Source organism: Arcobacter sp. F2176, assembly GCF_004116465.1.
GTDB lineage: Bacteria > Campylobacterota > Campylobacteria > Campylobacterales > Arcobacteraceae > Arcobacter > Arcobacter siniprincipis.
The window spans coordinates 65,229-85,317 of sequence record NZ_PDJV01000005.1 but is presented as its reverse complement, the minus strand read 5'-3'; the positions used below and the strand labels follow the sequence as shown (position 1 = coordinate 85,317).

The 20,089-nt window shown below is 29.0% G+C and carries 21 protein-coding genes; 11 read left to right on the top strand and 10 right to left on the bottom strand.

Going from position 1 to position 20,089, the window contains the following annotated elements; translation table 11 throughout:
* Positions 1 to 22: 22 nt before the first annotated feature.
* From CRU95_RS06380 to CRU95_RS06365, 4 genes are all read left to right on the top strand, one after another.
* The gene (locus CRU95_RS06380) at positions 23 to 2,407 is read left to right on the top strand and encodes a ribonucleoside-diphosphate reductase subunit alpha (RefSeq protein ID WP_129100312.1); all 2,385 of its coding nucleotides are present in this window, start codon (positions 23 to 25) and stop codon (positions 2,405 to 2,407) included.
* A gap of 49 nt (positions 2,408 to 2,456) precedes the next feature.
* Entirely contained in the window at positions 2,457 to 3,476 is a 1,020-nt protein-coding gene (locus CRU95_RS06375; protein ID WP_129100311.1) for a ribonucleotide-diphosphate reductase subunit beta, read from the top strand.
* Positions 3,477 to 3,964: 488 nt separating this feature from the next.
* Positions 3,965 to 4,213 (top strand): hypothetical protein, encoded by a 249-nt coding sequence (locus CRU95_RS06370; RefSeq protein ID WP_129100310.1) that lies wholly within the window; start codon positions 3,965 to 3,967, stop codon positions 4,211 to 4,213.
* Positions 4,214 to 4,637: 424 nt separating this feature from the next.
* Positions 4,638 to 5,087, top strand: coding sequence for a thioesterase family protein (locus CRU95_RS06365; protein WP_129100309.1), 450 nt, complete (start codon positions 4,638 to 4,640; stop codon positions 5,085 to 5,087).
* A gap of 9 nt (positions 5,088 to 5,096) precedes the next feature.
* Here CRU95_RS06365 and CRU95_RS06360 read toward each other — a convergent pair whose 3' ends face one another.
* Both CRU95_RS06360 and CRU95_RS06355 read right to left on the bottom strand, forming a co-directional pair.
* On the bottom strand, positions 5,097 to 5,711 hold the full coding sequence (locus tag CRU95_RS06360) for a LysE family translocator (protein ID WP_129100308.1): 615 nt from the start codon (positions 5,709 to 5,711) through the stop codon (positions 5,097 to 5,099).
* The gene (locus CRU95_RS06355; protein WP_129100307.1) at positions 5,712 to 6,593 is read right to left on the bottom strand and encodes an EamA family transporter; all 882 of its coding nucleotides are present in this window, start codon (positions 6,591 to 6,593) and stop codon (positions 5,712 to 5,714) included.
* Positions 6,594 to 6,733: 140 nt separating this feature from the next.
* Between CRU95_RS06355 and CRU95_RS06350 the strand changes: the two genes are divergently transcribed.
* The 5 genes from CRU95_RS06350 (at position 6,734) to CRU95_RS06330 (ending at position 10,524) form a co-directional block, all read left to right on the top strand.
* Positions 6,734 to 7,618: a GyrI-like domain-containing protein gene (locus tag CRU95_RS06350; RefSeq protein ID WP_129100306.1), complete on the top strand. Its 885-nt coding sequence runs from the start codon at positions 6,734 to 6,736 to the stop codon at positions 7,616 to 7,618.
* Between the two features lie 138 nt (positions 7,619 to 7,756).
* The gene (locus CRU95_RS06345; RefSeq protein WP_129100305.1) at positions 7,757 to 8,746 is read left to right on the top strand and encodes a hypothetical protein; all 990 of its coding nucleotides are present in this window, start codon (positions 7,757 to 7,759) and stop codon (positions 8,744 to 8,746) included.
* A 51-nt stretch (positions 8,747 to 8,797) separates the two neighbouring features.
* Positions 8,798 to 9,193: a VOC family protein gene (locus tag CRU95_RS06340; protein WP_129100304.1), complete on the top strand. Its 396-nt coding sequence runs from the start codon at positions 8,798 to 8,800 to the stop codon at positions 9,191 to 9,193.
* A gap of 123 nt (positions 9,194 to 9,316) precedes the next feature.
* Positions 9,317 to 10,132 (top strand): OmpA family protein, encoded by an 816-nt coding sequence (locus CRU95_RS06335; RefSeq protein WP_129100303.1) that lies wholly within the window; start codon positions 9,317 to 9,319, stop codon positions 10,130 to 10,132.
* Positions 10,133 to 10,134: 2 nt separating this feature from the next.
* Positions 10,135 to 10,524, top strand: coding sequence for a hypothetical protein (locus CRU95_RS06330; protein WP_129100302.1), 390 nt, complete (start codon positions 10,135 to 10,137; stop codon positions 10,522 to 10,524).
* A 3-nt stretch (positions 10,525 to 10,527) separates the two neighbouring features.
* Here the strand turns inward: CRU95_RS06330 and CRU95_RS06325 are convergent, their stop codons facing one another.
* Genes CRU95_RS06325 through CRU95_RS06315 form a run of 3 tightly spaced genes read right to left on the bottom strand, consistent with a single transcriptional unit; the run spans position 10,528 to position 13,064 of the window.
* The gene (locus tag CRU95_RS06325) at positions 10,528 to 10,971 is read right to left on the bottom strand and encodes a low molecular weight protein-tyrosine-phosphatase (RefSeq protein WP_129100301.1); all 444 of its coding nucleotides are present in this window, start codon (positions 10,969 to 10,971) and stop codon (positions 10,528 to 10,530) included.
* A gap of 1 nt (position 10,972) precedes the next feature.
* Entirely contained in the window at positions 10,973 to 11,689 is a 717-nt protein-coding gene (locus CRU95_RS06320; RefSeq protein WP_129100300.1) for a carbon-nitrogen hydrolase family protein, read from the bottom strand.
* A complete protein-coding gene (locus CRU95_RS06315) occupies positions 11,664 to 13,064 on the bottom strand; it encodes a phosphomannomutase/phosphoglucomutase (RefSeq protein WP_129100299.1) in 1,401 nt (466 codons plus the stop codon). Before CRU95_RS06315 ends, CRU95_RS06320 begins: the two co-directional genes overlap by 26 nt.
* A 108-nt stretch (positions 13,065 to 13,172) precedes the next feature.
* On the opposite strand from CRU95_RS06315, the gene CRU95_RS06310 reads away from it, so the two are divergent.
* Positions 13,173 to 13,802 carry a LysE family translocator gene (locus CRU95_RS06310; RefSeq protein WP_129100298.1) on the top strand — a complete coding sequence of 210 codons (630 nt, stop codon included), beginning with the start codon at positions 13,173 to 13,175 and terminating at the stop codon, positions 13,800 to 13,802.
* 8 nt (positions 13,803 to 13,810) lie between these two features.
* On the opposite strand, the gene CRU95_RS06305 is transcribed toward CRU95_RS06310, so the two are convergent.
* The 3 genes from CRU95_RS06305 to CRU95_RS06295 are packed head-to-tail and all read right to left on the bottom strand — an operon-like array spanning position 13,811 to position 18,044.
* Positions 13,811 to 15,043 carry a glutamate-5-semialdehyde dehydrogenase gene (locus CRU95_RS06305; protein WP_129100297.1) on the bottom strand — a complete coding sequence of 411 codons (1,233 nt, stop codon included), beginning with the start codon at positions 15,041 to 15,043 and terminating at the stop codon, positions 13,811 to 13,813.
* A 53-nt stretch (positions 15,044 to 15,096) separates the two neighbouring features.
* Positions 15,097 to 17,031, bottom strand: a complete 1,935-nt coding sequence (locus CRU95_RS06300) for an adenylate/guanylate cyclase domain-containing protein (protein WP_129100296.1) — start codon at positions 17,029 to 17,031, stop codon at positions 15,097 to 15,099.
* 38 nt (positions 17,032 to 17,069) lie between these two features.
* Positions 17,070 to 18,044 carry a YhdH/YhfP family quinone oxidoreductase gene (locus CRU95_RS06295; RefSeq protein WP_129100295.1) on the bottom strand — a complete coding sequence of 325 codons (975 nt, stop codon included), beginning with the start codon at positions 18,042 to 18,044 and terminating at the stop codon, positions 17,070 to 17,072.
* 106 nt (positions 18,045 to 18,150) lie between these two features.
* Here CRU95_RS06295 and CRU95_RS06290 point away from each other — a divergent pair, with 106 nt between their 5' ends.
* Positions 18,151 to 18,495, top strand: coding sequence for a helix-turn-helix domain-containing protein (locus CRU95_RS06290; protein WP_129100294.1), 345 nt, complete (start codon positions 18,151 to 18,153; stop codon positions 18,493 to 18,495).
* Between the two features lie 9 nt (positions 18,496 to 18,504).
* On the opposite strand, the gene CRU95_RS06285 is transcribed toward CRU95_RS06290, so the two are convergent.
* Both CRU95_RS06285 and CRU95_RS06280 read right to left on the bottom strand, forming a co-directional pair.
* A complete protein-coding gene (locus CRU95_RS06285; RefSeq protein WP_129100293.1) occupies positions 18,505 to 19,191 on the bottom strand; it encodes an ABC transporter permease in 687 nt (228 codons plus the stop codon).
* Between the two features lies 1 nt (position 19,192).
* On the bottom strand, positions 19,193 to 20,083 hold the full coding sequence (locus tag CRU95_RS06280; RefSeq protein ID WP_129100292.1) for an NAD(P)H-dependent glycerol-3-phosphate dehydrogenase: 891 nt from the start codon (positions 20,081 to 20,083) through the stop codon (positions 19,193 to 19,195).
* Positions 20,084 to 20,089: the final 6 nt, after the last annotated feature.

Here is a 20,089-nt window from a genome sequence, read left to right as displayed (position 1 = left end):
ATATCTATCAAAAGGTAATTAAATGGCTTTAATGATTCAAAAAAGAAATGGAAGAAAAGAGATTTTAGATATAACTAAAATCCAAAAGATGTCAATAGCAGCAACTGAGGGACTTGAAGGAGTTTCTCAAAGTGAGCTAGAACTAGATGCTCAAATTAAGTTTATAGATGGAATGAGTTCATCTGATATTCAAGATGCTTTAATAAAAACAGCTATAGAAAAAATTGATATAGATGTTCCAAATTGGACTTTTGTTGCAGCAAGACTGTTTATTTTTAATTTATACCATAGAGTTGGTAGAACAACAAATAGTGTAAAAGGTGAAGCTTATGCTCATCTAGCAGATTACATTAAAATTGCGCAAGATGCAGGAAGAATGATTCCAGGACTTGAAACTGGATATGATTTAGAGGATTTAAATAGTTATTTAAAACCAGAAAGAGATTTACAATTTAATTATCTTGGTATTAAAACTTTATATGATAGATATCTAATCAAAGATAAAAATTCTGACCCAATAGAGTTACCACAACATATGTTTATGGGTATTGCTATGTTCTTAGCACAAGATGAAGATGATAAACAAGCTCGAGCAAAAGAGTTTTATGATGTTGTTTCTAAATTTGAAGTTATGTTAGCAACTCCAACTTTAAGTAATGCAAGAACAAATAGACATCAATTATCATCTTGTTATATAGGTTCAAGTCCTGATAATATTGAAGGTATTTTTGATGGTTATAAAGAGATGGCACTATTATCTAAATATGGTGGTGGTATTGGTTGGGATTGGAACCAAATCAGAGCCCTAGGTGGTGCGATTGATGGACATAAAAGTGCTGCTGGTGGTACGGTGCCATTTTTAAAAATCACAAATGATATTGCAATTGCAGTTGATCAACTAGGTACAAGAAAAGGTGCCATTGCTGTTTATTTAGAGCCTTGGCACATGGATATTTCTGATTTCCTTGACTTGAAGAAAAACTCAGGAGAAGAAAGACGAAGAGCACATGATTTATTCCCTTCACTTTGGATTTCTGATTTATTTATGCAAAGAATTATGGAAGATTCTCATTGGACTTTATTTGATCCAAATGATGTAAAAGATTTAAGTGAACTTCATGGTGATGCTTTTGAAAAAAGATATATTGAGTATGAACATGATAATTCAATTATAAAAGATAGAATCAAAGCAAAAGATTTATGGAAGAAAATTTTAACTTCATATTTTGAATCAGGTTCTCCTTTCCTTTGTTTTAAAGATAATGCAAATAGAGCAAATCCAAATGCCCATGTTGGACATATTAGAAGCTCAAATTTATGTACAGAGATATTTCAAAATACAAATCCAAATAAATACAAGATAAAATTAGAGTTTGAAGATGGTTCAATAGAAGTTCATGATGAAGAGGATACTATAAAAGTAGATTCTGGAATCGTTAAAAAAGCTAATAAAGTTACAGCATTGGATTCAATAGGTGGTAAAAAAATATTTATAGTTGAAAAAGAGAAGACAGATGGAGATACAGCTGTTTGTAACTTGGCATCTGTAAACTTAAGTAAAATCCATACAAAAGAAGATATTGAAAGAGTAGTACCAACTGCTATTAGAATGTTAGACAATGTTATTGATTTAAATTTCTACCCTCTTAGAAAAGTAAAAGCTACAAATCTAAAATCAAGAAGTATAGGTCTTGGTGTTATGGGTGAAGCTCAAATGCTAGCGGAAGAAAAACTTGTTTGGGGAAGTGTTGACCACTTGAAAAAAATAGATAAAGTTATGGAATCAATTTCATACAATGCTATTAAATCAAGTGCTGAACTTGCAGTAGAAAAAGGTAAATATCCTACATTTGATGGTTCAAATTGGTCAAAAGGTATTATGCCACATGATCATGCACCACAAGCTGTTAATGCTTTAGTAGAAAAAGATTTATTTGATACAGGTTATGATTGGGATGCACTAAGAGCACAAGTTAAAAAAGATGGTATGAGAAATGGTTATTTAATGGCAGTTGCTCCAACATCATCTATTTCTATTTTAGTTGGAACTACTCAAGCTATTGAACCAGTATACAAAAGAAAATGGTACGAAGAGAACTTATCAGGACTTATTCCAGTAGTTGTTCCAAAACTTAGCCCTGAAACTTGGTCTTATTATACACCAGCTTATGAAGTAGATCAATTGGATATAATCAAAGCAGCAGCAGTAAGACAAAAATGGATAGATCAAGGTCAAAGTACAAATATTTTCCTTTCTTTAGATAAAGCAAGTGGAAAATATATGCATCAGATTTATACTTTAGCTTGGCAGTTAGGTTTAAAATCAACTTATTACCTAAGAAGTCAATCACCTGAAGCTTCAAATGATGTAGAAGATAGAAGTATGGAGTGTGCAGGTTGTCAATAAGATAACCTGATTTTCCCATTGTATGATAAAAATAATATAAGGTAAAAAAGTGGCTAGAAAAACAATATATAATCCAGATTCAAAAGAGAGTTTAAGCGATAGAAGAATTTTTGGTGGTAACCCAGATGGTATGATAAACTTCACAAAAATGAAGTACCAATGGGCTCTAAATCTTTGGGATACTATGGAAGCAAATACTTGGTTCCCAAGAGAAGTTCAAATGACAGGAGATGCAAAGGACTATAAGTACCTAACACCTGCTGAAAAGAGAATGTATGATTTAGTATTATCCCAGCTAATTTTTATGGATTCGTTACAAACAAATAACTTGATGGATAATATCAATCCTTATATAACAGTACCAGAAATCAATGCTTGTCTTTCAAGACAATCATACGAAGAAGCAAATCACTCAAAATCATATGCAGTTATGGTTGAATCAATTTCTGATAATACAGATGAGATTTATGACAAATGGAAAACTGATACTCAATTAAGAGAAAAAAATAACTACATAGCAGCTGTTTATGATAACTTATCTGATGATATTACAGATGAAAAAATGGTTTTAGCAATGTTTGCAAATCAAATCTTAGAGGGATTATACTTCTATGCAGGTTTTGCAGCTATATATGCCCTTGGAAAATCAGGAAAGATGCTAGGAAGCTCACAAATGATTAAATTCATCCAAAGAGATGAAGTAACGCATTTACTACTTTTCCAAAACATGATTAACTCTACAAGAAAAGAAAGACCTGATTTATTTACTCCTGAGTTAGAAGTAAAAGTAAGAGCTATGTTTAGAAAAGCAGTAGAACTAGAAGCTGCATGGGGAGCATACATTACTCAAGGTCAAATCTTAGGTTTCACAGATGCAATCATCACACAATATATCCAATACCTAGCAGATAAAAGATTAGATGCAGTAGGATATAAACCAGAATACAATGTTAAGCACCCTATTCCATGGGTAGATGGATACAGTAGTTTCAATGACCAAAGAACGAATTTCTTCGAAGGGAATGTGTTGAACTATTCAAAAGGTAGCATCGATTTCGACGACTTCTAAAAAAGAGTTTTATTAATAGCTCTTTTTCGAAATTTCTGCGTTATCGCAGAAATTTTATTACTCACTTACTTCAGTAAGCTCCTAACAAAATTTCCACTCTAGCCTTGAACTTTCAAAAAATACCTATCACTAAAACTCTTTTAAAACAATAAAAAATAACATATTATTTAAAAATTTATAAATATAGTATCATTTAGTAACACTTTTGCCAAATAAAATTTATTTTATGGTATAATTACGTATATTTATTATCAAATAGGTTTTGTAATAAATAAATTTTATGTTAGGAGGAGTTGTATGACTTTGATTAAAATTATAATTAAGAAAAAATAGCACTCAAAAAAAATCTTTGAAAAATTATCTTTAAGTGCAAGTTTATATTGAGACCATAATAATGCCATATTAAAGATAAAAACTACAAATATTTTTTAGAAATTAAACTGTTGCAGCAATGTAAACATGCCAATAATAATTTAAAAGGCAAAATTATGAGTTATAACTCCAAACAAACAAGTAAAAATATAGCATCTTTAGGTGCAAAAGTTATGAGCGATAAAAGTTCGTCAAAAATTGCTAAGTCATTAGGTGGAAGTACAGTTTCCCAATATCACACTGGAAATCAAACTAGTAGTAAAATGGAAACTATTGCTTCAAAAGTATTGAAGAGTCCAAAATATAATCAAAGAACTAAAAAATTGGCGGGAGCAGTATTATCTCAATCTAATAAAGAAAGATAATAAAAGTTAAAACACCAAAGAAATCCCAGCCTTTGTCAAAGCCGAGTGTTTATTTCTCTTTTCGGAAAACGCCCGAAACTGTTTGAGCGTAAAGAAATGACCTAAATGGTCATTTTAGCGAGTTTTGCAGGGCAGAAAAGAGAAATAATAAGCGAGGGAAGGACGCACATAGATAATTTATGACATTGGTCATAAATTTCTATGCTTCCCTTTGACAATTCGGCTGGTGGCTTTTTGTCTTACTTTTTGCCACCAAAAAGTGAGAAAGCGAAGAACTTGTTCTTCAAGATAGATTTTAATAACTTGAGGTCACATTTTGCGACCTCAAGTTATGCTTATAAAAATAAAGTTTAAAATTAAACAAACCCTAAACCCCTTTAGTTAAAATATCTCACTAAAATTTATCAAATATAAGAGGTACAAAATGTTCACAGAACTAATAAGACCAAGATTTTTAGAAACAGATGCTTTAGGGCACATAAACAATAACACTTATGGAGTATGGTTTGAATCAGCTCGTGATCCGATTTTTCATATTTTTATGCCAAAAGTAGATATAAAAAGATGGAATCTAGTTATGGCACATAGTTCTTTTGATTTTCTAAAAGAGGTATTTTGGGGTAAACCAGTTGTTATTAAAACAGCTATTATAAAAATAGGAAATTCATCTTTAGAGATGAGTCATGCAGTTTATCAAGAAGGTAACTTGTGTACCACAGGAAAGGCTGTATTGATTCATTATAATTTTGAGACAAAAGAGGCTGTAAAAATCCCCGATAATATAAGAGCAGAGCTTGAAACTCATTTGTTTACTTTACCTTGGATGCAAACGCTAAAAGAGGTGCAGGAGTTTGAGATTAGTAAGGAGGCATAATCCTTATTACTAATGCTCAATTATTACAGGAAGAACTGATAAAACTAAAAGTATCGCCATGATTAGATTGAATTTTCTCACATGGCTATCATCTTTTATAAATCTTTTTAAAGCAACACCACCTATAGCCCAAGCATTACAAGCTATAGCACCAGCTAATAAAAATATAAAAGCTATGATAACTACTTGACTTATACTATTATCTTTTGAAGTTACAAAAATAGACATAGCCGTCATAGACATAATCCACCCTTTTGGGTTAACCCATTGGAAAAGTGCTGCTTGTATGAAAGTAAAAGGTTTATGTTTCTCTTTTATTTTCATATGTCCTTTGCTACTTCCTATTTTATATGCCATCCAAAAAAGATAAAGTATTCCTACTATTTTTAGTATTTTAAGTACTATTGGAAATTCTTCAAAAACAATTCCAATACCTAAACCCACAAGTAGTACCATCAATGCAAAGCCTAAAAATACCCCAAATACATGGGGAAGTGTTCTTTTATATCCAAAGGTTAAACCAGAAGATAAAAGCAAGACATTATTAGGTCCTGGTGTTATTGTTGCTGTTAGGGCAAAAGCTGAGATTGATATCAATAGGGTAACTGTATATAACTCTTCCATCTAAACTTCTTTGTATTTTTTTAGGGATATTCTTTTCCCAAATGTATTTATTAATAAGGCTAATATAATTAGCCCTGATGCTACTATTTTTATAAGTCCAATCTTTTCATCAAAAATAAAATATGACCCAGCTATTCCAAATATAGGAATAAGTAAACTAAGAGGTGCCACACTTGATACTGGATACTTATGTAATAGTGTATTCCATATCCAATAACCTAAAAGTGTAGTGGGATAGACTTGAAACATTATTGAAAAAATTGCCATATTGCTAAGATTATCAAAAAAGTTTGTAAATACTATTTGCCCATGGGTAATAAAAGCCAAAATAAACAGTGGAATAGGCGAAAACATGCTTGACCAAATCATAAATGAAAAGAGATTTTTAGTACCAGCTTTTTTTATTATGATGTTAGTAAAACTAAGTGATACGGCAGCTATTAAAACAAATATCAAACCAAGTACTGTAACAGAACCATCTGTAACATTTATAATCAACAATAAGCCAAATAATGAAATAGCAAAAGCTATCTTTTTTGTTATATCAATAGTCTCATCTAATAATATAGCTCCTAGAATCACAGTTAAAAATGCACTCATTTGAAGTATTAGAGAAGACATACCTGCTGATATTCCAAAATATATTCCAACATATACCATTCCCCAAAGTCCTACACCAAAAAGTAATCCATAGGAAATCAACCACTTTATGTGTACTTTTGGTCTTTTTACAAAAAATACTAAAGGTAAAGCACACAATAAAAATCTCATACCAGATAAAATAAAAGGATCAAGGTCTATAAGTCCTAGTTTAATTACTGAAAAGTTTACACCCCAAATAAAAGCAACTAAAACTGCTAATAATAAATCATTTACTTTCATTAAACTACTCCTTTTAAATTTTGTATATGGATTTTAGCTTTTAAATCTTTTTTATTCTTTACATATATTGGTTATAAAGTTATCTATTTTTGTTAAAAATATATACATTATATGTTAAAATTAAAATAATAAGGATAAATATGCAAAAAAGAAGTACTTACAACAAAAATGTACAAATAGCAAATGATGCTATGTATTATATATATGAGTATATCGATACGGATATCAATATTGATGATTTAGCTTTAAATTTTGGTATTAGTAAATTTCACTTGCATAAACTGTTTAAAGAAGTTATGGGCATAAATATATATGAAACCATAAAATCAATACGACTACAAAAAGCCGCAAGTCTACTTCTTACTAATAAATATTCAACGATAACTCAAGTAGCTTCTATGTGTGGCTACTCATCTCAAACTTCTTTTATCCGTGCTTTTAAGGAGAGATTTCATCAAACACCAAAGGCATGGAGAAGTGGTGGAAGTGAAGAGTATTCTACCAACATATTAAAAAACTCTACAATGCTTTTGTATGAAAAGAAAGATTTTGAAAATATTGAACCCAAAATAGTAAAATCAAAGGCTTTAAAAACTTACTATATAAGACAAAGGGGATATTTAAAAGAAGATGTCATAAAAATCTGGCAGAAACTTCAAGCTTGGGTCTATACAAATAATATAACAAAATATGATGAAATAGGAATCTATCATGATAATCCTACAATTACTCCTCACAATGAGTGTTTTTATGTGGCAGGGATTATTCCAAAAGGTGAAGTAGACTTGTCAAATACCAGTCTTCCTATCTTTTATACTCCTGAGGCTTTATATGCAAGCTTTGAGATAAAAGGAAAGATGGGAGATATTCTAAGATTTATACAATGGGCTTATCAAGAGTGGCTTCCAAATAGTGGTTTTGAAACAACAACAAATCCACCCTATGTAATATTTAAAAAGAATCATTTCCTAAATGAAGATAGACTTTTTGAAGCAACTTATTATTTACCTATTCAATATGTGTAAATGCCTTTAAAATTAAGATATATAATATTTCTATTTTATTAAAACCTTTTAGTTATATTAAGTTTCATTATTAGTTTATATGGTAATATACATAAAATTTTAATATAACTAAATTATATTAAACAATCAGGAGAAATAATGAAAAATAAATTTAAATTAATGGGACAAATTACAATAGTTTTAACTATTATTTTTTCTTTTCAAGCTTGTACTTTAAAAGTACCATTAAAAACTGTTTCAGAATCTGAAAATGTTTATGTACCTTCTTTAGAAAAAAAAGACAATATTAATGTTAGTTTTAAGGATGGGCTAGGGGAAACACCTCAAATAGTAACGGGAATCTTTGAAAAAGCAATATTTTTGGAAAAAGACGATAAAAGCCTTGAGTCATATATTTTTATGTCAAATGCAATAAAAAGTGAACTTCAAGCAAGAAAATTACCAATTAACTTTGATGATAAATCAAAAGAATCACTGATTTTAAAGAAGTTTGAAATATTTACTCATAGAAGTTCTGGATTTTCTCCTATTGTTACAATCTCTATGTTGAAAGTAACAGCAAATATAGGTAATGAAGAAAAAGTATTTACATCTGTAGTAAAAAGAGGGAAAGTACCAATTTGGGCAGCAGAAGAGATTATTGATCCTTGTTTTAATGAACCTATTATGCTTATGGTAAAAGAAGTTGTAGCAAAAATTAATAAGGCGTATTTCAATTACCAATTAAGTGATGAAAAAGTTACAGAGATAGTAAATAAAATAGAAACTGGTATAAATACAAAAGATAGTTTAAATTATATAAATATGTATGAATTAGGTTTTTCAAATAATGAAAAAGCACTTGATTTCGTAAAATCTTATAATAATAATTCTGATGAATATTTGAGATTAGCATCTATTGCAGTAGTAGGTTTATTAGGTGGAGAAAAAGAATTTTTATATTTAACAAGTATTTATAGAAATGCAAAACTTTGGCAAGATAGAGCTATGGCCTTAAAAGCTATTGCTGACATAGGAACAGAAGAGAGTAAAAAGTTTATTGAACTAGAAAATAATCTTTGGCAAACACAAGATACAAAAGAAGGAAAATGGAATAATATGATTTTAAAGTTATATGAAAAAAATTAATTTTTCATATAACTTATACTAGTAAATTAACTTATTTTGCTATAATTTTTTATGATAAAAATAAACCACTTAGACCATTTTGTACTAACTGTCAAAAATATAGATGTCACTGTAAAATTTTATACTCAAATTTTAGGCATGGAAAAAGAAGTTTTCAAAGGCTCACGAATTGCTTTAAAGTATGGTAATCAGAAAATAAATCTACATGAATTAGGGCATGAGTTTGAGCCAAAAGCTTTTAATGTAAAAGAAGGAAGTGCTGATTTGTGTTTTATAGTGGATACTCCGGTTGAAGAAGTAAAAGAGTTCTTAGAATCAAAGGATATAGAAATCATAGAAGGAATAGTTTCTCGAACAGGTGCAATGGGAAATATAAAGTCTATTTATATAAGAGATCCTGATAAGAATTTAATAGAATTATCAAATTATAATAATATTTCTTTTTAAATTAAATACTAAATTAATTATTTATTATAAGAATTAGTTTATTTTGTTATTAATATTATTATTTTTTGTTGAAAAATATAATTTTTTTAGATACAATTAATAGATTTAACTAAAGAGAGTTGCATGAGTATTCTAAAACAAATAATTTTTTTGTCATTTCTTCTAATAGCAATTATGGTTGCTTGTGTATATTTATATATAAATCAAGATAAATTTGGAACAAATACTTTTTACACTCCTTCCAATATAGAAAAAATAATTCCTTTGGAAAAAATAGATAACAATAAACATGAATTTGTAGAAGAAAAACAAAAAGAAGTTGAACCTATAATAAATGAAGAGCAAAAAGATGATGCTGTTATTGAAGAAGATACAAATGAAGACCAAAAGAAAGTCGATGAATTAGAAAAACCTGAAATAGAAAATGGTGATGTTCTAGTAGATGAAAAAAAAGAAGTTTCAGATACACCAAAAGTAATAATACCAGAAGATAAAAAAATAGAAGAACTTTCTCGGAAAATTCAACCTAAAAAAACAGAAGAAAAAATAATTGAACCTAAAATAAATAAAAATATAAAAACTCAAGAAGAGATAAATCAAGTCGTATCTAAAGATAAAATATATTTTAAAAGATTGGGTACAGATATAACAGATGAAAGTTTTAAAGTTGTTCAGCAAATAGCAAAGATCTTATTAAATAATAAAGATGTTAAGATAGAAGTAGGTGGACACACTGATGCTAAAGGTGAAGCTGAAGTTAATCAGTGGATATCTTTAGAAAGAGCAAAAAGTGTAAAAAAAGAGTTAGAAAAACTGGGTGTTCCTAAAGATAGAATAAGTGCTAAAGGTTATGGAGAATCTCAACCTTTAGTACCAAATAATAAAAATGGTTACTCTTCTGAGAATAGAAGAGTTGAATTTAAGATAATAGAGGAATAAGTATGTTGATAATCGCTTCAAAAATAGTTTTTTGGTTACTATCTGTTGCTATACTTGCAATGTATATAGGATTCTTAATAGGAAAACTAAGATACAAAAAAAGACAAGTCTCTTATGAGATAAATCCAATTTTAAGAAAACCAGGAAATATATATAATAAACCTTTTATTTTAGGAAACCCAAGACCTACAGGGAAAGATGATTTAAAAGCAATTGAAGGAATCGACCATCAAATGGAAAATAAACTAAATGCTTTGGGAATCTTTCATATAGAACAAATTGCTAAGTGGAGCGAAAAGAATATTGACTGGATAGAAGAATACTTTTCTATTGATAATAGAGTTATAGAAGAACAATGGGTAGAAAAAGCAAAAGAAATTATAAAAAGATAGAGCTTACTTTTCTATCTTTTCTTTTATAAGATTCTTAACACAAGTCTCAATCATCTCAAAAACTTTATCAAAACCTTCAAAACCATCAAAAAAATAGGGGTCAGGAACATCTTTTCCTTCATATCCAAAGTCACCTATTAAGAGTGGATTTTTACATCCTAATTTTCTTAACGAAGCGATATTTTTAGAATCAAGCCCTACTATTAAATCAAACTTTTTAAAGTCTTCTTTTTTTACTTGTCTGGCTTTATAATTTGAAATATCAAGACCTTTTATTTTTGCTATTTTTTGAGAATCAGGACAAGGTGCTTCCCCTATATGCCAAGAACCTGTTCCACAAGAATCAACTTCTATGTTATAATCATTTTTTTTGGCATACTCTTTTGCAATAGCTTCTGCAAGTGGTGATCTACATATATTTCCTAAACATACAAATAAAACCTTCATATTATTTTATGCCCACATCTAAATATTTTCTCATGAGTTTTATCTCTTTTAGGTCAATATTCTTAGAGATAAGTTCTTTGTTATCATCTATAGTTACATCTCCAAAAGGAGTGATAATAGCTGAACTTTTAGCACAAGAGTCATCAGAACTATCACTAGCTATTACAAAACATTGATTTGCAACAGCTAGGGCTCTACATAAAGTTTCATAATTTTCTTTTCTTTTTGAACCCCACATAGCTGGCACAAGGATAATATCAGCACCTTGCAGTTTTTGCCAATAGTCTAAAAATCTAAGTTCAAAACAGATAAGAACACCTATTTTTAAACCATCAATTTCAAATATCTTTATGTCTTCTTCTCTTCCACTTTCAAAATATTTATTTTCATCATTTATCGCAAAAAGTTTTATTTTTGACTGCTTATGTATTATTTTACCTTTATGAAAAATATAAAAAGTGTTGAAGTACTCTTCACACTCTTTATTTGTCATAGTAAGACTTATAGTTCTGTCTTTTGAGAGTTGGGTTAGCTTATCTATTGCTGTTCTTGTAAACTTTCCTGCTTCTATTATTCGTCCATAGGCATATCCTGTAAGACATAACTCAGGGGCTAAAATAAAAGAGTCCTTTGGTGTTTGTAAAATAAGTTCTTCAAGATGATTCAAATTATCTTGAAAGTTTGTACTAGGTTTAGTTTGAAGAGTTACTAAGTTCATTTTTACTTCTTATTATTAATTCATTTAGTTTTGTTTCATAAAGTTTTGCAACTTCTAGGTCTGTTGATTCAAATCTTGTAACAAGTACGGGTGTTGTATTTGATGCTCTTATTAGTCCCCAACCTTGTTCAAATATTACTCTTACTCCATCAACTTCTATGATATCTAAGATTTTAGGAAAATCATCTCCTACTGTTATTAGATTTTTTTTGATTTGGTGCATTAAATCAAATTTTTCTTCGTCTGTTGTCTCTACTTTTATCTCTTCGGTTGAATAAACTTTTGGTAAAGAGTCTATTTCTTTATCTATATCCATTCCATTTTGGATAAGTTCTAAAATTCTAAATGTTGCATAAATAGCATCATCAAAACCATAATATCTATCATTGAAAAAGATATGTCCAGATACCTCTGCTGCCATATCTGCGTTTAACTCTTTTAGTTTTACTTTTAGGTTAGAATGCCCTGTTTTGTACATAACAGCAGTGCCACTTTCATTGATTCTGTCATACATTATTTGAGTACATTTAACTTCACCAATGATTACTGGGTTTTTCATAGTTTTTGCAAAAAGTAGCGCCATGATGTCACCTTTTACATTATGATTTTTTGTTAAAAATGCGATTCTATCAGCATCTCCATCATAAGCAAAACCATACTCATAATCACCTTTTAGCTTTTCAATTACATCTTTTAGATTTTTTTCTTCGCTTGGGTCTGGATGGTGATTTGGAAAAGTTCCATCTGGTTCGCAATAAAGGGCATCATAATTTAGCTCTAAGGCATCTAAAATATCAGTTAAAACAGTATCAGCAACACCATTCCCACAATCAATAATTAGCTTTTGTTTCATACCTTTTAAGTGGGCAAATTCTGCTATCATATAGTTTTTATAGATACTTTTTATATCTATTTCTTTATATGTATTGTCATTTTCGATAATCATATTTTCATTGTTTGTGATTTCTTCACCCATAGAATAAATATCTTCACCAAAAAATGGTGCATTGTTAATAGTTATTTTAAAGCCGTTGTAAGGACTTGGATTGTGGCTACCTGTTATCATAACGGAAGCATTTGGTTTCTCCCCATCAAACTCTTGAAAAGAAGCAAAATAATTAACTCCTGTTGCAACCATTCCCATACCTAAAACTTTGCAACCAGCTTTGTTAAATCCAGATGTTAAATAATTAAATAGTTCAGGTGAGTGAGTTCTTGCATCATAACCAATTACTATAACTGGCTCTTGTACATTAGTTCTTTTTATCGCTTCTAATCCTAAATAATAACCTATAAGTTTTGAACTTTGTTCATTTAGTTCATCTCCTACAATTCCTCTAATATCATACTCTCTAAAAATACTTTTATTTATCATTTTCTTCGCTTTTTTATTGTGATTATATCAAAAAAGTATTTATATTACATTTGCTAGTGTTTGTATTTGTTAAAGCTAAGAGTAGTTATAATTTAAAAAAGGAAATTAATGATAGAACTTACAAATCTTTACATGTTTATATTTGCTTCATTTTTATTGTGTTTGGCTCCTGGTCCTGATAATATCTATGTTTTAACCCAAGGTATGACAAAAAGTAAAAAAGCAGCTATTGTTACCACTTTAGGCTTATGCTCAGGTCTTATTATTCATACAAGTGCAGCAGCTTTTGGTATATCTGTGATTTTTAAAACTTCAGAAATAGCTTTCAATATTGTAAAATTTGCAGGTGCTGCTTATTTATTGTATATTGCTTTTCAAGCTTTCAAGTATAGAAATGAACCCCTTGATTTATCAGTGCAAAACTCATCAAATGAGCTAAAAAAACTCTATTTAAAAGGCTTCTTTATGAATATCTTAAATCCAAAGGTTTCTATATTTTTCTTGGCTTTTTTACCACAATTTGTTAGTCCTCAAAATGGAAGTGTTCCTATGCAAATGATAATTTTAGGTTTAGTTTTTATGGCTTTGACTATTATTGTTTTTTCATCTATAGGAATCGCAGGAAATCTTTTAAGTGCAAAATTAGTACAAAAACCAAGTATCGTAAAGTATATGAATATCTTGACTTCTTTTGTGTTAGGTGGATTGGCTGTAAAGTTAGCTTTATCACAAAGATAGGAGCGTTCCTATCTTATTTGTCCGTTCCCATAAACTTTAAATTTGAAAGTTGTGAGATCATTTATCCCCATTGGTCCTCTTGAGTGAAGTTTATTTGTAGAAATACCAACTTCAGCTCCTAGTCCAAAAGCTCCACCATCTGTAAATCTTGTACTTGCATTTGCATATACACATGCAGAATCTACTTCATCTAAAAACTTATTTATACTACTGTAGTTTTCACTTATTATTGCTTCTGAGTGACCCGAACCATGTTTTGCGATATGTGCTATTGCCTCATCTATATCTTTTACAACTTTTATAGATAAGATGTTTGCTAGGTATTCTGTATCATAGTCATTTTCACTTGCACTATGTATATCAATAAAATTTCTTGTAATCGTACAACCTCTTAGTTCTGTACCATTTTGCATAAATGCCTCATGTAATGGTGGCAAAATATATGCAGCTACATCTTTATGAATTAGAAGTGTTTCTAAAGCATTACATGCACTTGGTCTTGAGCATTTTGCATTTACAGATATTGCTATTGCTTTTTCATGGTTTGCATCTTTATCAATATATGTATGGCAAACTCCCTTATCATGTTTTACAACAGGAACAGTAGCATTTTCACTTACATATTTTATTAAGGCTTCTCCACCTCTTGGAACTATTAAGTCCACATATTTATCTTGTTTTATTAAAAAAGCTACACCTTCTCTTGAAGAATCAGGAAGTAATGAAATGGCATTTTGTGGAAGAGCATTGTCATCTAATACCTTTCGTAAAATTGTTGCTATTGCTTTATTTGAATGTTCTGCTTCTTTTCCACCTTTTAGAACACAAACATTTCCACTTTTAAAACAAAGTGCTGCTGTGTCACTTGTAACATTTGGTCTGCTTTCATAAATGATACCTATAACTCCAATTGGAATAGAAACTTTTTGAATATTTAAACCATCTTCTGTAACCCAACCATCTAGTGTTCTTCCTACTGGTTCTTTTAGTGCTGCTATTTCTTTTATAGCTTTTGCCATAGCCATTACTCTATCACCTGTTAGAAGTAGTCTATCTTTTAATGCTTCATCTAGATTATTTACTCTTGCATTTTCCATATCTTTTTCATTGTGGCTAATTATATAATCGCAGTGTTCAATAATAGCTTCAGCCATTTGATTTAGAACTTTGTTTTTTATTTCACCACTAAGTGTAGAGATATGTCTGCTTGTTTTTTTTGCTTCTACTAAAAATTGTTGCATGAAACTCTTTTTTTTATATGTTATATATTTTGATTATTTTACCTAAAAAATCTTTAACTATTTTTCTCAATACTTAAAATTGTATTTTTTAAAGTACTAATAACATTACTTTTATCAATCTCATTTAAATCTAAAATCAGATTGAATCCAATTTGCTCTTCTATAATTGTACTATTACTACTATTTGAAAGTACTTCATAGGTTTGTATAGGATGAGATATTCCTTTTACATTTAATTCTTCTTTCTTAGTACATTTTACACTATCTTTAATAAACATGTATGTTTCTTTTGAGATCAAAATCTCATCGGGTCTTGCATTTGCTTCTAGCCTTGAAGCTAAATTTACAACTCCTCCTATAATCGTATAGTCAAGTCTATTTTTAGAACCAAAATTTCCAACTGTACAATAACCACTATTTATTCCCATTCTTATGTGAAAGGGTTTAGTTATTCCATCTTTTTGCCATTTAATTCTCAATCGTCCCATCTCTTCTTTCATCTCAATAGCCATATTTATACAAGAAATTGCATCTTCCACTTTACCATTTGAAAGTGGATCTCCAAAGAAAATCATAATAGAATCACCTATATACTTATCTATGGTTCCTCCATGTTTTATGGCAATACTTGACATAATATCCAAGTACTCATTTAAAAGTTGAGTTAAGGATTCTGTTTCTATTGTATCTGTTAAGTCAGTAAATCCTTTGATGTCTGAGAAGAATACTGTTAGGTATTTTCTTTTTGATTCTAATTGTACATCTTGTTTTCCACTAAAAATAGATTCAAATATTTGAGGAGAGAGATATTTTGCAAGTTTATTTGATAAATTTTCTAAAATATCTTTTTGATTTTGAATATTTATTAAAGCGGTTTGTAGTTCATTTGTTCTTATTTTTATCTTTTCTTCTAGTGTATCTTGGTTCTCTTTAATATTTTTAGACATATTATTAAATGTTTTAGCTATTTCATTAAACTCTTTATCTTCATTTATGACTATGTTTACATTATAGTCTCCATTTTTCAATTTTTGTACACCAATTTTTAGCTTTTTGATTATTAATGTAAGTCTTGAAGTAATATACAAGGTCAAAATAAATGTAATTAAAATAATACTCATCACTAAAATAAACTCTAAGGTTGATACTTTATTTAAGAATTGACTAGTAATCTCTTCTATTTTTGTTTCAATAGAAATAGAGACTTGTTTATTTTCTTTTAGTATAGAAATAAGTTTTTGTATTAATGTTTTTTCTTGATTTTCTATAAGGTTTATATTTATAGCTACTGTACCAACTTCTTTTACTGTCTCTTTGTAGTTATTAAATAAGTTTAATAAATCTTCTTCATCTTTATTTAATTCTTGCATGATTTTATTTATAGAATTTAGCCATTTTTTGAATCTTACTTCATCTTTGTGTTGGTAAAGAGTCTCTTTACTATAATATTTCAAGTTACCAAACTCTTGGATTAATGAAAGATTATTTGTTTGAAAGATAAGGTCTTGTAATGTATTTCTTGTATCATTCTCTTTTGGATAGATATTTTTGAATAAATTATTATTGAAAATATGTTTTTTTTGAAAATTATATACTTCATCAAAAATTAATTCAATAGTATGTTCATTTACAAATAGTTTATTTAAATAGTTTGTAATATATTTATCTTGACGAATATTACTTAGAATACTATCTACAAAATCTTTTTCATTTTTTTTAAGAATTTCACTTTTTAAATGTTCAAAGTTTTTTTCATAAGCGTTGAAATTCTTTTTTATTTCATTTAAATTATTGCTGGAGTTTTCTACTGTTGCTAAATTAATAAGTTCATTCATATCTTCTTGGATAATGATTAATTTTGAAACTTCCTTTGCAAAACTAGAGTTCTCTTTCATGTGATATGTTGTTATTAAACTAAGAGAACTAATAGAAAGAATAAATAGGATTAAAACTATAAAACTATAAATTACTTTTTTTCTTATATTCATAGAGTCTCTTTATTTTGGAATAATTAGACTCTATAATATTATATTTTTACTAAAAATCTCCCTGAAGCTTTACCTGCAAGTAGAGTATCATATGCATTTTTTATTTCATCTAATGATATTTCATTTGTAAGTTGTGCTAGATTTTCTATTTTAAAATCACTTGCAATTTTTTCCCAAGCAGCAATCTTTTTCTCAATTTTACATTCAACTGAATCAATACCAATAAGTCTAACTCCCCTTAAAATAAATGGGAAAACATTTGTATTTAATTCAAAAGAAGAAGTTAATCCACAACAAGTAACTACTCCATCATATCTTACTATTTTCAAAGCTTCTGCTAAAATATTTCCACCAACTGTGTCAATTACTCCATCAAATTTTTCACTTCCCATTGGTCTTTTATTTTCCACATCAAATTCACTTCTTAAGATAACTTCACTTGCACCTAAATCTTTTAAAAATGGTATTTTATCCTCTTTTCCACTAATAGCAGTTGTATTAAATCCAAGTTTATGTAAAATACTTATTGCAATACTTCCAACTCCTCCTGTAGCTCCCGTAACTAAAATATTTCCTTTTGTTATTCCATTATTAAGCAGTTCATTTACACTTAAAGCAGCTGTCAATCCAGCTGTCCCATAAGTCATGATTTCTCTATCTGTAATAGTTTTTGGAATCTTAACTACCCATGAATCTGGAACTTTAACAAACTCTTGATGACCACCATCTGTATTCATACCAAAATCATAACCAGTTACTAAAACTTTCTCCCCTATAGAAAATTTATCTGAGTTTGATTTTTCAACTACACCTGCAACATCAATACCTGTCACATGTGGAAAGTTTCTTGTAACCCCTGGATTTCCAACAGAACTTAGAGCATCTTTATAATTAAGTGATGAGTATGTTGCTTTTATTAAAACTTCATTTTCCCCTATTTGTGGAACTTCTATCTCTTTTAATCCTGATTTAAATTTTTTATCTTCAAATTTTTCTACTATAAATGCTTTCATGATTATCCTTTATTTACTTATTCTAAAACTTTAGCTAAAATTAGCCAAAAGAACAAGTACTTACTAAAAGTAAATGTACTATCTAAAAAGATACTATGGAATAATAATGACAAAAAAAATAGATAATGATTTTCAAGAAAATATTGAAAAATGTCCAGTAGAAACTGCCCTTGATGTATTAGCAGGAAAGTGGAAAATACTAATTTTATGGTATTTAAGAAGTGAAACTAAAAGATTCAATGAATTACAAAAGCTTCTTCCAAGAACTACACAAAAGATGTTGATACAAAAGTTAAGAGAGTTAGAAGAAGATGGAATAGTTCATCGTGAAGTTTATCCTGTAGTTCCTCCAAAGGTGGAATACTCTTTAACTGATTATGGGAAAACATTAAAACCTATATTAAAACAACTCTATCTTTGGGGTGAAATTCACAAAAATAAAGATTTATAATTTTAGGCTTTAGCTTTTTTTTAGCAAGAAATATATAATGGCACTAATTCCTGCACTTGATAAAACCATGGTCATAATCATGATTTGATATCTAACTGCAATCAAAGGATCAATACCAGAGAGTATTTGCCCTGTCATCATTCCAGGTAGGGAAACTAGTCCAACTGCAAGTAAAGAGTTTATTTGGGGTATTAAACAGGCTTTAAAGGCTACTTCTCTTGCTTTCTCAAAAGAAACATCTCTACTTAGTTCTTTTTCATACCTTTCAATTGCTAAAGATAGTGCATTCATTGTATTTGCAAATATCATTCCTGCTATTGGTATTACATATCTTGGTTCATAAAGAGTATGTAAGTCAAGTACAAAAGCTATGATTAAAATAAGATGTATTATTCCAGATATTGCAATTGATAAAAATATTTTGCTGTAGTGATTAAGTGATTTATCTTGGGTATTTCTTAAAGCAATCCAAGTTGATACTGTAATCATAAAAATTATGATTAATAAACCAACAAAATCATTTTTTTCTTTAAACAAATAAATTAAGAAATACCCTATTATTAGAAGTTGTATTACCATTCTAATCGTAGAAGTGATTATTTCATATTTATCATTTGTCCATTTTTTATAATAATACCACACAATAAAAAGGGGTAAAATTGAATAGGCTAAATGAGTAAAAGGGATTATTTTCATTTTAACTTTTTAATAAGTCTTTTAAACTATCTATTGGTTCTTTGCCATCAAGTATTTTTTTTACTTCATTTGATATTGGCGTATAGATATTGTATTGTTTGGATAGTCTATATATAGCTTCTGCTGTTTTAACACCTTCTGCTACTTCTCCCAACTCTTCTAAAATCTCTTCAAGTTTTTTATTTTGTGCTAAGCCTAGCCCTACTCTATAGTTTCTACTCATAGTAGAACTAGCTGTTAAAAATAGATCACCTGCTCCACTTAATCCTAAAAAAGTAGATTTTTTTGCCCCAAACTCTTTACCAAATCTTGCCATTTCTACTAAGCCTCTTGAAATCAAAGAGGCTCTTGCATTATTTCCAAGTTTTAAGCCATCACAAATACCACTTGCTATAGCTAATACATTTTTATAAGCACCTGCTATTTCTGCACCAATTATATCTTTTGAGTGGTAAGTTTTTAAATATTCTGGAAAAAATTGGCTAAATTCATCATATAATTTTTTTGATTTTGAGTTTATAACTATTGCTGCTGGTAAGGCTTTTATAACTTCTGCTGCAAAAGAAGGACCTGAAATAAAACCAATATTTTTGTTTGGTACAAACTTTTCATATATTTCATTAAGAAATTTTCCACTTGATGCTTCAATCCCTTTGGATGCTACAAGTACTTTTTGTCCTTTATAAATAAAGTTTTCTTTTAACCAATTTTTTATCTCTTGGGCTGGAATAGCTATTATTAGGTATTCACATTCCATTGCAGTTTTTAAATCAACAAAGTTTTTAATATCCTTTTTTGTTCTTGATGTTATATAAACTTCTTGTTTTAAACTAAGAGCAAAATGTAAGGCTTGCCCCCATTTTCCTGCTCCTATTACTGCGATTCTTTTCATAAAATA